Origin of the sequence: Prevotella marseillensis (assembly GCF_900625065.1) — a bacterium.
In the GTDB taxonomy this organism is placed as follows: Bacteria; Bacteroidota; Bacteroidia; order Bacteroidales; family Bacteroidaceae; genus Prevotella; species Prevotella rara.
Genome location: NZ_UYXY01000001.1, coordinates 1,129,419 through 1,141,762 on the forward strand (window position 1 = coordinate 1,129,419; position 12,344 = coordinate 1,141,762).

General features: G+C 39.8%; 18 protein-coding genes. 5 read left to right on the top strand and 13 right to left on the bottom strand.

The features are described from left to right. Positions 1–12 precede the first annotated feature (12 nt). From EJL04_RS04765 to EJL04_RS04800, 8 genes are read right to left on the bottom strand one after another with little or no spacing between them, the layout of a single operon-like run. Complete coding sequence (locus tag EJL04_RS04765) at positions 13–606, bottom strand: hypothetical protein (protein ID WP_125104235.1); 594 nt, start codon at positions 604–606, stop codon at positions 13–15. An 8-nt stretch (positions 607–614) separates the two neighbouring features. After that, positions 615–1,538, bottom strand: coding sequence for a hypothetical protein (locus EJL04_RS04770; protein ID WP_125104236.1), 924 nt, complete (start codon positions 1,536–1,538; stop codon positions 615–617). 43 nt (positions 1,539–1,581) lie between these two features. Then, complete coding sequence (locus EJL04_RS04775) at positions 1,582–1,815, bottom strand: helix-turn-helix domain-containing protein (protein WP_125104237.1); 234 nt, start codon at positions 1,813–1,815, stop codon at positions 1,582–1,584. Between the two features lie 5 nt (positions 1,816–1,820). Beyond that, positions 1,821–2,111: a helix-turn-helix domain-containing protein gene (locus tag EJL04_RS04780; protein WP_125104238.1), complete on the bottom strand. Its 291-nt coding sequence runs from the start codon at positions 2,109–2,111 to the stop codon at positions 1,821–1,823. Positions 2,112–2,114: 3 nt separating this feature from the next. Next, the gene (locus EJL04_RS04785) at positions 2,115–2,408 is read right to left on the bottom strand and encodes a hypothetical protein (protein ID WP_125104239.1); all 294 of its coding nucleotides are present in this window, start codon (positions 2,406–2,408) and stop codon (positions 2,115–2,117) included. A 3-nt stretch (positions 2,409–2,411) separates the two neighbouring features. Beyond that, entirely contained in the window at positions 2,412–2,651 is a 240-nt protein-coding gene (locus EJL04_RS04790) for a hypothetical protein (RefSeq protein WP_125104240.1), read from the bottom strand. Next, positions 2,638–2,997, bottom strand: coding sequence for a hypothetical protein (locus EJL04_RS04795; protein ID WP_125104241.1), 360 nt, complete (start codon positions 2,995–2,997; stop codon positions 2,638–2,640). Before EJL04_RS04795 ends, EJL04_RS04790 begins: the two co-directional genes overlap by 14 nt. A gap of 4 nt (positions 2,998–3,001) precedes the next feature. Further along, positions 3,002–3,208 (bottom strand): hypothetical protein, encoded by a 207-nt coding sequence (locus EJL04_RS04800; RefSeq protein ID WP_125104242.1) that lies wholly within the window; start codon positions 3,206–3,208, stop codon positions 3,002–3,004. Between the two features lie 178 nt (positions 3,209–3,386). Here EJL04_RS04800 and EJL04_RS04805 point away from each other — a divergent pair, with 178 nt between their 5' ends. From EJL04_RS04805 to EJL04_RS04815, 3 genes are read left to right on the top strand one after another with little or no spacing between them, the layout of a single operon-like run. After that, complete coding sequence (locus tag EJL04_RS04805) at positions 3,387–3,821, top strand: helix-turn-helix domain-containing protein (protein ID WP_125104243.1); 435 nt, start codon at positions 3,387–3,389, stop codon at positions 3,819–3,821. Positions 3,822–3,876: 55 nt separating this feature from the next. After that, positions 3,877–4,353 carry a hypothetical protein gene (locus EJL04_RS04810; RefSeq protein ID WP_125104244.1) on the top strand — a complete coding sequence of 159 codons (477 nt, stop codon included), beginning with the start codon at positions 3,877–3,879 and terminating at the stop codon, positions 4,351–4,353. Beyond that, complete coding sequence (locus tag EJL04_RS04815; RefSeq protein ID WP_125104245.1) at positions 4,326–4,613, top strand: hypothetical protein; 288 nt, start codon at positions 4,326–4,328, stop codon at positions 4,611–4,613. The genes EJL04_RS04810 and EJL04_RS04815 overlap by 28 nt, the downstream gene beginning before the upstream one ends. A gap of 19 nt (positions 4,614–4,632) precedes the next feature. Here EJL04_RS04815 and EJL04_RS04820 read toward each other — a convergent pair whose 3' ends face one another. The 5 genes from EJL04_RS04820 to EJL04_RS04840 all read right to left on the bottom strand — a co-directional run bounded on the left by EJL04_RS04820 (position 4,633) and on the right by EJL04_RS04840 (position 9,292). Next, positions 4,633–5,808, bottom strand: coding sequence for a site-specific integrase (locus tag EJL04_RS04820; RefSeq protein ID WP_125104246.1), 1,176 nt, complete (start codon positions 5,806–5,808; stop codon positions 4,633–4,635). 213 nt (positions 5,809–6,021) lie between these two features. Further along, a complete protein-coding gene (gene mnmE, locus EJL04_RS04825) occupies positions 6,022–7,473 on the bottom strand; it encodes a tRNA uridine-5-carboxymethylaminomethyl(34) synthesis GTPase MnmE (protein ID WP_125104247.1) in 1,452 nt (483 codons plus the stop codon). Between the two features lie 181 nt (positions 7,474–7,654). Then, positions 7,655–8,113 (bottom strand): DUF4293 domain-containing protein, encoded by a 459-nt coding sequence (locus EJL04_RS04830; RefSeq protein ID WP_021855320.1) that lies wholly within the window; start codon positions 8,111–8,113, stop codon positions 7,655–7,657. Next, complete coding sequence (locus tag EJL04_RS04835) at positions 8,110–8,448, bottom strand: DNA-directed RNA polymerase subunit omega (RefSeq protein WP_021855321.1); 339 nt, start codon at positions 8,446–8,448, stop codon at positions 8,110–8,112. The genes EJL04_RS04830 and EJL04_RS04835 overlap by 4 nt, the downstream gene beginning before the upstream one ends. 16 nt (positions 8,449–8,464) lie before the next feature. Further along, positions 8,465–9,292, bottom strand: a complete 828-nt coding sequence (locus EJL04_RS04840) for an outer membrane protein assembly factor BamD (protein ID WP_021855322.1) — start codon at positions 9,290–9,292, stop codon at positions 8,465–8,467. A 167-nt stretch (positions 9,293–9,459) separates the two neighbouring features. Between EJL04_RS04840 and uvrB the strand changes: the two genes are divergently transcribed. Then, positions 9,460–11,496, top strand: coding sequence for an excinuclease ABC subunit UvrB (uvrB, locus tag EJL04_RS04845; protein ID WP_125104248.1), 2,037 nt, complete (start codon positions 9,460–9,462; stop codon positions 11,494–11,496). A 132-nt stretch (positions 11,497–11,628) separates the two neighbouring features. Next, complete coding sequence (locus EJL04_RS04850) at positions 11,629–12,270, top strand: DUF4468 domain-containing protein (protein WP_021855324.1); 642 nt, start codon at positions 11,629–11,631, stop codon at positions 12,268–12,270. Positions 12,271–12,344 lie beyond the last annotated feature (74 nt).

Below are 12,344 nucleotides of genomic sequence, written 5' to 3' on the forward strand. Positions count from 1 at the left end.
GGGTTTAACTTGTTATTTCTTAATCATGTTGAAGTCAGCCCAAAGGCTGATGAATTGTTTGCCGCAATACGTGGCGAGAGCTTCGCTCTTAAAGCAAAGGCGAGAACCGATGCCCGCACCCGTAGTCGAGGGGGCGCAATTCGAGCCCGCACAAGCGAAGCCCGCACAGTCTCCTGAATAGTCGCCTGTTGATATGAGGTGTCGGTCGGCTTTCCACTCGTCACTCTTCTCTGACAGTTCTTCTTCCGTCCATAGCGTGAACCAAGGATACCAACGCCACTCGTCTTCTGTGAACTGTGGCTCCCATCCCTCATTCAGGGCGGCGGCGATGATGCGGAGCTTCATGTATGCGAGAATGTCTCTGTTCTCCTCTGCAACCTCGGGGTCACGCAGATTTGTGTTCTGATAAGCGAGAACAAAGGGGTGGTCTTCGCCCAACTCACGGCAAGCGTCCTCAAAGGTCTTCACACGTTCTATAATCGGGCGATTTGCGGCTGTCTGTGCCTCTGTTTCTTTCAATTCGGGTAAGAGAGCGAGAAGAACTTTTTTGACGCTCTCATCGGCTGTTTTCAAAGCAGCCTTTGCGTTTTCAATCTTGATTTCCATAAATGCTGTTATTTTTTAGTTGGTGTCTTTGATGTCTTCTTTGAGTTCTCGGAAGCGGGCTGTTTTATTTCGCCCGTCTCAGGGTCAACACCCTCAGGGGCTTTTGCGCCCGTTGCCTGAGCGATAGCGGCAGCGGCTCTGTCTTGTGCGTTGTTTGTCTTCTTCACTGCGTCAGCCTGTTTCTTGGCTTCAATGGCGGGCTTCACGAAACACTCTTCAACGGTTGTCGTTCCCTCCTTGATTGCGTTGGCTGTCGCTCTGAGTTCGAAGATTTTCTGTTTGTCAATCTCCTGAACGCTCTTCACGCCGAGGTAGAAGAAAAGCTGCTCCTCCTTAACGCCCAATTTGGCGAAATACTGAATGACGTTCTGACGGCTTGTTTCAAGGTCAATAGACTGACCGAGCGCAACCTTTTTCACGTTATTGATGATGCGCTTTGTGACTGCCTTTGGGATAACCGTCAGTACGGCGTTTCTCAGGGCGATAGAAGCGGCGGCGTTGCCCGTCATAACTTGCATATCCTGACTGAACGTGTAGCCGCTCTTTGTGAGGATACTTCTCTTGACCTCTTTGCAGACCGCAACGTTGGTTTCAAGGTCGTGACAAACAGCCTGAGCCGTTATCATACGCCCGTCATTGCCGATGATGCGGGTCGCAACCCTGAGGTTCGTCCATGCGTTGGCGATAATCTCAGCCATGCGAACGGAAAGACCCTCAATGACGCTGTCGTTGCCGTTCTTGTCTTTGCGTCTCAGAACGTAGAAACAGTCTTCGGCGGTCTCTTGATCCATAGTCGCGAGCGTCTCAATGGTGTTCAAAACTCTGTTGATGTCACGGGGGTAGGCGTGTGCCGTGGCAACCTGTGCGTCAATGTCAGCTCGGTTGAGAGCTTGGAGCATATCAGCCTGTTTTACTTCGATGATTTCTTCCATTTTGTTTGTTATTTTATGCCCTCTTTATGCTTCGGGCGTTGCTTCATTTCTTCGGGCTTAAAAAATATCTTGCGTATCTGACCGTGAGACCCGTCACACGGCTGACGCTTTTCTCCATTGTCTTCTTGATGTTCAGACCCTCTTTTTTAAGGTCACTTATACGAGAGGCGAGGCGATAACAGCCAAAGTCCCTCAGGGCTTCAAGGGGTGTTATAGAACCGCCTGAAAGAAGACGTTCACGGATAAGCCTCAGGTGGCTGTTTATTCTCTCTCCCATAGACTTTATCTTTTGTGGGTTGAACAGTATGTTGCTGCCTTGCAGTTTATCTCTTTCTCGGTCTGAACTCTGTTGTCGCACATCCATGCTTCAAGGTCAGACTTTTTGAAATAAAGTTTGCGGTTCTTCTTGAAGTGCGGTATCTGCCGCCCTGATGTCAGGCGATAGAGGTGCGCTGTGCTGAACCCCGTGAACAGGGCTGCTTCGTTCAGGTCAAGAACCGTCTTTGCGCTTATCAGAGCCAACTCGCCGATACGGTCGAGCTTCTCGTTCATTTCTTCAAGTGTTACGCTCATAAGTCAATCGTCCCATTCGGGTTCATAAAGTTCATAATCCTCAACCTCGCCCGTTCCGTCACAGACAGAACACGTTTCTTTTTCGCCCTGGCAATAGCGCAGCCCTTTCTCAATGGCTTCGGTCTCGTCAGCGGGCAGAGCGTTGAACTCTTTCTCCGTCACTTCTGTTTCTCTGTTCTCTTCAAGGTCGTAGCGATACCATACATAGCCCTGACCTTGACAGGCGGCACACTCAATCATTCGTGGCTCGGGAGAACAGACGGGGCAGTTGGGGTGTCCGTGACATACTTCACACATACGCTATTCCTCCTCGTCAATCAGTTTTGAGAGGTCAGGCAAGAACCCCTTTTCATTCAACCTTGCGAAACAGAAGCCTGTCACAAGTGTGCTTGCCAACGCCCCCGCTTTCATAAAGAAAAACTGAATGAGGGTCAAAGGGTTCTTTGGGTCTTCCTCGCCGATGAGAACTATGAAAGAGAACGTGAACCATGTGGCGAGGGCGATTAACAACGCCCATTTGAAAACTTTAGATTTCTTCATCTTCTTTATGCTTTAATGCTATTAAACCGAGCTTGATTACCTCCTGATACTTTGTCAGAAGCCTAATCAGGCGTTTGTTCTCACTCCTGTACATTCTGTTAGCGTCTTCAAGAGCCTTGATGTACTTTGCGTCTGAACGCCCCTCACGCTTGACTGAGGTCTCAACGTCCATTTTGGCGAGTTCATGGAAAAAGTCTTTGTCGGTTGTTGAGAGCGTCACAGACTTCTCATGCCGCTTCACGGTCTCTAACTTACCGTTCTCACGCTGCGCTCGGCGTTCCCAATATGCCTCCATGTACTTCTTGTTGTACTGATACTTCGCCTTGTTTGCTTCTTTGCTTGCCATACGCTTACACCTCCTCAGTTTTCAGGCTTTCTTCAACACGTTTCAGGATAACGTAAATCGTCCCCATGCTGTGAACGTTGTACTTGCCCATGAGGTGCTGAATGACCATCATTTTGCTCTGACCCTTGACCGCCATCAGGCTGTTGTAGTCATCGTAAATTGCCCTGTCACGTGCTTCACGCTCTTTTTGGCAATCCGTTTTGAAAATCATTTCTGCCATAATTCTTGTTAAAATTTCGATTTTACTTATCAGTTTATTTCCGATTTTAATTCTTATTTCATATCTTTGTGCGGTTATTTAACCGTAACTGTGTGCAAATATAAACTAAGTTTCGCTTTTAGAAGAATTTTCCGAAATAAAATTGCGATTTTTAACTTTAATTAAGCGTATGACGGCGATACAGAGAATAAGAAAAGCCATTAATTGGCTGCTCTACAAAGGCGTAGCAGAGAACGACCGAGAACTCTCTGAGATAATGGGTTACACAAAGTCTTCATTCTCTCAGATTGTGAACGGGCGTGTGCCTTTATCAGACAAGTTTGCAAAGAAACTCTGCCGACTTGATGAAAATATAAACGAAGTTTGGATTTTGACAGGCGAGGGAGAAATGTTCAAGAATGAGCCTGAAACTAACCTGAACAGTGAAAACGGCGTGACAATTCAGAAAGACGTGTGGGCTGTTCTTCAACAACAGGCACAGAGCCTTGCAACAAAGGATAGGCAAATTGATGAACTGATGAACCTTTTGAAAGAGCAGATCGCCGAGAATAAAAAAGCGGTTGCCCGTCAGGAATACAATGCCGCCTCTGCCGCTGCCGTGTAGTCAAGTTCTGTGGGGTTGAACAGAAAATACCAAAATATTAAAGAGGTCAAAAGATATGAACGAAAGATTAGAAGAAATAATCAGATATAAGACAGGGGGAAAGAAAATACCGTTTGCCGAGCTTATGGGGTGGTCGCCACAATATCTGTCAAAGATGTTGAGAGGCGAGAATTTCGGTGTGCAGCCAATTCTGACAGTTCTTGAAAAGCTGCCTGAGATAAACGCCCGTTGGTTTCTCTTCGGCACGGGAGAAATGCTTGAAATCGGCAAGCTGTTCTCTCTTCAACGTGAGACGATGAACCACATTCAGGCTCTTTTAGACCTTGACAAGTATATACCTTATATGTCAGGAGAAGAGGTCAGAGAGTTTGAAAACGCCGTCAGAGAGGGAAGAAAACCCGTGTTCACGCCTGACGCTGAGAGCCGTTGGCAAGAACGCCTGACAGAGCGTGAGAAAGAAATAAATGAAAGGTTCAGAGCCGCTAACTTAATATCAGAAGAACAATGCAGACAGAAGACAGTCAAAAAGTAATAAAGCGTTTCTTTGAGGCTCTGCGCTATCTCAAAGATGAAAAGATAATCAGGGGAAAACAGACGTTCACACGGGCGCATGAAATAAACCGTTGGAACATGAACACGTTAGAGAAAGACCCCTCACGGGACATCTTTCAGGCGGCGTGGCTCACATACCTTGTCAATGACTACGGCGTTTCAGCCACATGGCTCTTGACAGGGCGAGGAGATATACTTTTATATAAGAAAGACAAAAGCGGCACAGAGGGAAAGAAATAACCCTTTGCGCCGCTCTATGTCATTTATCCCCGTCAGGCTTTTCAGTCAGGGGAGGGAGGATAGTCGGTATGTTTGAAACAGCCGCCTGTTTGTTCTTGTCAAGAACCTTGGCGTATATCTGAGTTGTGTTCAGTTCACGATGTCCCAACAATTTTGAGACCGTGTAAATGTCCGTTCCGAGGTCAAGCATCATGACCGCAAACGTATGACGGGCGCAATGAAAAGTTATCTCTTTCTTTATGCCCGCCCTGAGCACCCACCGCTTTATTGCCTCATTCGTGCAAGACGGGCTGTGAATGTCTGTGAAGACAGGTTCGTTTGGCTTTCCTCTCTCTCCCATAAGTTCAGCCGCCTGAGGTGTTATGTCGAGGTATTCCTGACCGCCCGTTTTCTTCTGACGGAAGATGATGCGGGTAAAGCCTGACTGTTCTTGAACCTCTGCCCATGTCATTTTCAAGATGTCTGACCGCCTGAGACCCGTTAGACACGAGAACAGAAAAGCCCGTTTGATTTTCGGGTATTCACATTCTGTCTCGGCGAGCTTCTTCACTTCATCTATTGTAAGGTACATGCGCGTGCCTTCCTCAGCCTTGAAATTCTCAACGCCACGCATTGGATTGTTCCTGATAATTCTTTCATCAAATGCCTGATTGAGACACGCCCGCAGCTTGTTGAAATAACTCAGTTTTGAGTTTCTTGAAAGTTTATGGTCTTTAATGCGGTCTCGGTAGTCATTGCCCCACGCACACGCTTCATTCTCTAAATACTCTTTGAAGCCCTGAACCCATTCTGTCGTTATTTCTGCAAACGTGATTTTTCGGTTCGGCTCATACTTTTCAAGATGTTTCAGACACGAACGCCAGTTTCCCCAATTCGATTTGTTATCAGGGGCGTGAAAACGCTTCTCACATAACTTTTCATAATAGTCGAAGAACAGCGTTTCCTCGGCGTAATCACTCTTGAAGCCGAACTCCCCGTTTCTGAGTTCGACAACACGCTTCGCCCTTATAGCCTCGGCAAGCTGCAGCGTCTCTTTGTTCTTCTTCTTGTCTTCACGGGTCTTTTCAGGAACGAGGTAGAGGCGCAGATACTCATAAGACCTTTTGCCGTTCAGATAAATGTCAAGGTAGAGAGAGGTCAAGCCGTTGGGCGTTTTCCTCTGTCTGAGCCTGATTGGTTCTTTTGATTTCTCCATATCGCTGTCGTTTTGGTTTGTTGCTCTCTGTTGTTGTTTTTGTTGCTCTGAGATTGAGAGCAACAAAGGAACAACAAAATAACGACAAAACGGGTGTAATTATTGCGAAATAACAAAACTTTTTTCATAAACCACAAAACCTTGATTTATAAAGCCTTGTTTCTCAATAGTTACACCCGTTTTATACCTGACTTGATTTGTTAAAATATAAACTTACTTTCCGATGCAGAAATGTTTGAAGATGTTGCTTAATACTTCATCTGTGGTTATTTCGCCACCTACAATTTCTGTTAGGTGAAAAAGACATTGGCGAAGGTCCTCACTTATCAAATCACCAGAAAGTTGGGTATTAAGGCCCTCTTGGACACGGTGGATAGATGAAAGGGCATGACTGAGTGCCTCATAGTGGCGTAGGTTGCTTACAACAACACTATTTTGAGACATGTCAGGTGTAATCGTAAACTCAATTAGTTGTTGTTGTAAATCATAAAGCCCATCTTTGTTTTTAGCAGATAGAGGTATAGTAACATATTTTGATGGAATGCCATCTGATATTGACATATATGAGCAGTCCGCAGTATCTTTATTTGTTATATTGTTTTCCAATGATTTCTTTATATTTTCATTAAGTAAATCAAACTTATTGAGTATAATTACAAGGTGCTTGTCTTTACATCTTGGTATAATTTGCTCAGACAGTTGCTTATATTGCTTTTCTGCACAAGTAGCATCTATGACCCATAGAACTATATTTGCTTGTTCTAATTTTTGGAAACTACGTTTGATGCCAAGGGATTCAATAGCATCCGTTGTCTCACGTATGCCAGCTGTATCAATAAAGCGGAATGTTATTCCTTCAAGGTTTATAGTATCTTCAATAACATCGCGTGTAGTACCATGGATATCACTTACTATGGCACGTTCTTCATTTAGTAAGGCATTCAATAATGTTGATTTTCCTGCATTTGTTTCTCCAACGATAGCTACAGGAACTCCATTTTTTATGGCATTGCCCATATTGAAAGAATTTGTTAGTAGACTTATTACCTTTTCTATTTGATTAGCTATATCTTTAAGTTCTGAACGGTCTGCAAATTCTAATTCTTCATGATCGCTGAAGTCAAGTTCAAGTTCCATTAGAGATGTAAGTTGAAGTAATTTATCACGTAAGAGTGATAATTCTTTACTGATGCCTCCACGCATTTGATTTATTGCCATGTGGTGTGTAGCTGCTGATGTTGCAGAAATTAAATCTGCAACAGCTTCTGCCTGACTTAGGTCCATCTTCCCGTTAAGAAAGGCTCTTTGTGTATATTCACCAGGGCCGGCTGAGCGGCATCCATTTTTGATTAATAATTGCATAATGTTTTGCAATATATATGATGACCCATGACATGATATTTCTACTGAATTTTCTCCTGTATATGAATGCGGTGCTCTGAAAATACTTACAAGAACTTCGTCAATGATTTCTTTTTCGTTATTTTTTATTAGGCCATAGGTTATGGTATTCGCAGCCTTTTTACTTAATGGCATACACTTTTTTCCCACTGGATAAAAAATCTTATCAGTGATGCTTATAGCATCTTGTCCTGATATTCGTATTATGCCTATAGCTCCACCATTCGCTGTTGCAATTGCGCATATTGTATCTTGTATATCCATTTTATATAGCCTCAATGTTGTAGGATAATTTAATGTTTGATTTATAAATAAAAAGTAGAAATATATAAAGACTTTAAAACTTAGTGTTATTGAATATGTATCATATAAATATGGCTGCCTCATTACTTATCTTTGAGACAGCCATTATATTATTGATAATATATTACTGGTATCATATCATCTATCTGATTCTATCTGCAGCTCTGACTAATGCTTCATCTGCGAGTATAGCTCTTCTTGCCATTAAATATAAAATAACAGCTATAAGTGGAAGTATTGATGTAAAGGAAATTTTGTAATGTCCTATAGATTCCGTTAAATTTATTGCAAACACAGCGTAAACTGCATACCATCCTAAGATTAATAATATGTTAAATATACAGAATCGACTTTGTACAATTCTGTTGTGATACATAAAAATTGCAATCAGCGAAATCGGACATGTAATCAGTAAAGTTGCAAAAAGGACCCATACAGAATAATTATGACTTCCATTCGGCATCGTAATCCACAAATTAAACATTGTAGATGTGGAATTTATATTTCCATCTGCAACAAAATGTCCTAACGGCAAGCATAGACAGATTATATTTAAAATTAATGCTGCCAAAAGGAATAAAGTTTGTTTCCTTTGTATCATTGCATATCTTTTAAATTGTCTTTTTGACCGTCACGCCAATATATATTGCCATCAATGAATTCTTGAGTAGCTAACAATGTCGGTTTAGGGAGTTTTTCATAATATCTTGATATTTCTATTTGCTCTCTATTTTCAAAAACCTCTTCTAAACTATCATTGTATGAAGCAAATTCTGCTAGCTTCTTACTTAAATCTTGTTTTATTTCTACAGAAATTTGGTTTGCACGTTTTGAGATTATAGCAACACTTTCATAAATGTTGCCTGTCTCATCACATAAATCCATAATGTTTCTGGTTACGGTGTTTGATGGTGCTTTTGATTTTTTGTAGTCCATATTCTTTATGTTATATTTATTTCTCTTTGGTATATTTCTTACAAGATGATATGTATTTTTCTGCTAATGCCTTATTCTTTGAGTCTGGATATTCATTAATGAATCCATAACATTCGTCTTCTGCATCTCGATAGCGGTCTATTTTCTTTGATTCAACGCTTTGTTCTGCCAATTCGAATTTACTTTTCATTATTAAAACAGCAAAGTCTTCGCGCAAAGAACTGTATGGATAATCATTGATTGCGTTTTGTGCCGTTATAATACATGCTTCATAATTACTTCCTCCACTTGTACAATTACCAAAATATGTACCTAAATTATAATATAATTGTGCAGAATATAATTCTTTTTTTACAAGTTTATCCTGTAATTCGAAAAGGCGTTTCTGTGCTTTACCTTTTAAAGAGGCTTCTGGATATATATCCAAGTATTCTTGAAAAGCAGCAATTGAATTTACAGTCTGTGTTTGATCTAATCTTGGTTCCGGTGTACTCATAAACAGGCTTTCGCCAATGTAGAATGAGGCCATTTCTGAATAAATACCTTTGGGATATGTCTTATAGTATTTTTTAAAAGTCATTGCAGCACTTTCATAGTCCTTGTCACAAAATTGTGCCATTGCAAGCATATATAGACTTTCTTCAGCATTGTCTGTTCCTTTTTGAATTGTTACAAGTTCTTCAAGCAAAGTAATTGCCTGTGTATATTTGCCATACGCAAAACACTCTTTTGCATATTCATACTTATAATTATAGTCTTGTGACTTATAAACTTGATTGAATTCGTGTGCACATCCAGAAAACAACACGACAGCAAATATGGAGATGATAATATTATTCTTCATAATTCAATATTTGGCTTGCAAAAGTACATATTATTCTATTAAGTAACAAAGTTTTGAACTTATTTTTAAGAAAAAATATCTTTATTAGGTGATTTCTTTGTAATATTTGTATTTTTGCATCTTGAATTGTTATGTATTTATAATATTCTTATTGTGTTTATTGTTATATGAAAGGTTTTAAGCTTACCTCAAATTATAAGCCGACAGGGGATCAACCTGAAGCTATTAAGCAATTAACAGAGGGGGTACTTAATGGTGAAAAGTCACAAGTGTTACTTGGAGTAACTGGATCGGGTAAAACTTTCACGGTTGCAAATGTTATCGCCAATGTAAATAAACCAACGTTAATTTTAAGCCATAATAAGACACTTGCAGCTCAGCTTTACAGTGAAATGAAATCTTTTTTCCCTGATAATGCGGTGGAGTATTATGTATCATACTATGATTATTATCAGCCTGAAGCATATTTACCACAGACGGATACATATATTGAAAAAGATCTTGCTATTAATGAGGAAATAGACCGTTTACGTTTATCTGCTGTTTCTGCATTGCTGTCAGGAAGGAAAGACGTTATTGTCGTATCGTCAGTCTCCTGTATTTATGGTATGGGCGGACCTGTTGAAATGGCAAAAAGTATAATATCTTTAAAGCGAGGCCAGATTTTAGATCGCAATGACTTCTTGCGTAGCCTCGTAGGAGCTTTGTATGTTCGAAATGACATAGAACTCAAGAGAGGCAATTTTAGGGTTAAAGGAGATACTGTTGATGTATTTATGGCTTATAGTAATTATGTTCTTAGAATTTCATTTTGGGATGATGAGGTTGATAGTATTGAGGAAATAGATTCAATTGATTTTCATCGAATTGCTTCTTTTGATAATTATCAAATTTATCCTGCCAATATTTTTGTAACATCAAAAGAGCAAACTGAACTTGCTATACGTAAAATACAAGATGATTTGTTAAAGCAAATATATTACTTTAATGAATTGGGGGATAATATTAAAGCTCAGCGTATTAAGGAACGTGTGGAGTATGATATGGAAATGATAAAAGAATTGGGCCATTGTTCGGGGATAGAAAATTATTCACGATATTTTGATGGACGTGAAGCAGGACAAAAACCATATTGTCTTTTGGATTTTTTCCCGTCAGATTATCTGATGGTGATAGATGAGAGTCATGTGAGTGTTCCTCAAATTAGTGCTATGTATGGTGGCGATAGGGCGAGAAAGACTAATCTGGTTGAATATGGATTCCGTCTGCCGGCAGCATTTGATAATCGTCCATTAAAGTTTGAAGAGTTTCACTCTATGATACATCAGGTAATTTATGTTTCTGCAACTCCTGCAGATTATGAATTGGAGGAAGCCGGAGGGGTTGTTGTTGAGCAGGTTATACGTCCAACAGGATTGTTGGATCCGGAAATAGAAGTAAGACCAAGTGAAAATCAGATTGATGATCTCATGGAAGAGATTGTTATACGTAATGGGAAAAATGAACGTACGTTGGTTACTACATTGACAAAGCGTATGGCTGAAGAGTTGACTGAATATTTGCTTAATCACGATGTTAAAGCTAATTATATACACAGTGATGTCGCTACTTTGGATAGAGTGAAAATTATGAATGATTTACGTGAAGGCGTTTTTGACGTTCTTGTTGGAGTGAACTTATTGCGTGAAGGGCTTGATTTGCCTGAAGTCTCGCTTGTCGCGATACTGGATGCGGATAAAGAAGGTTTTTTGCGTTCACACAGATCGTTGACTCAAACTGCAGGGCGAGCGGCGAGGAATGTAAATGGTAAAGTAATTATGTATGCTGACCATATTACTGCAAGTATGCAGATGACGATAGATGAAACTGCAAGGCGTCGCGAAAAGCAGTTGAAATATAACGAAGAGCATAATATTACTCCTAAACAAATTGTTAAGGTAATAAATCATGATACATTGGGATCTGCTAGTATTATTGATATGCCAGTTGCAAACAAAAAGTATGAGGCTTATATTGAAGAAGACCATGTCGCATTTGCTGCGGATCCTATTGTAACCAAGATGAATAAAGATCAGTTGTTAAAAACAATTGCAAATACACAAAGGATGATGAAAAAAGCGGCAAAAGATCTTGACTTTATACAGGCTGCACAATTTCGAGATGAATTAATTCGTCTGCAAAATATACTTGATGGTAAATATTGATAATTATAAAAACATTATGTAGTAATTTATATCGGTGCTTATTTGTTGCTATTCTAATTCTAGTTGTTAAATTATGCTTATTGTTGCGCCTATAACTTTTAATTTATTAATTTTGCAAAAATATATATTCGTATGAAACTGATTTTTATCCTTTCTATGTATTTGATTCCAATGATTGGTTTGGCACAGAGTGTTTGGGAAGCACCTAATGCCGAGGATCATAAAGTCACAACAAGTACATTTATTGATAATAAAGAGAATTCGGAAGCTAAATATTTAAAAGGAGCAGTTCCTGAGGTTGATGGAAAAGTTGAATGGCGCTTAGATATTGATGTCCCAAAGAAAAATGCTCAGGATATATACGATATAATATTTGATTGTTTTACGAGTTTAACTAAAACAGAAAATCAACTTGAAGGTAGTCGTATTTCACTTATCAATAAAAAGGACCATATTGTAGTTGCTAGTATGAAAGAGTGGCTCGTTTTTACAGATAAATTATTGTCTTTAGACAGAACGAAATTTAATTATACTTTAATCGCATATTGTAAAGATAACCATCTTACGGTTACAATGGGACGTATATTATATGTTTATGATGAAGAACGCGTTAGAGGTGGATATGTGTATAAAGCAGAAGAATGGATTAATGATGAAAATGCATTAAATCGTAAACAGACACGTTTGTTGCCTGGTTCTGCAAAATTTAGAAGAAAGACCATTGATCGTAAAGATTATATTTTTAATACAATTAAAGAAAATGTTTTGAAATAAGCTTATTTTTGATATTTTTATTTAAAAGCAATGATTGTAAATACAGATGATAATAACAAGAAATTTAATTCTTG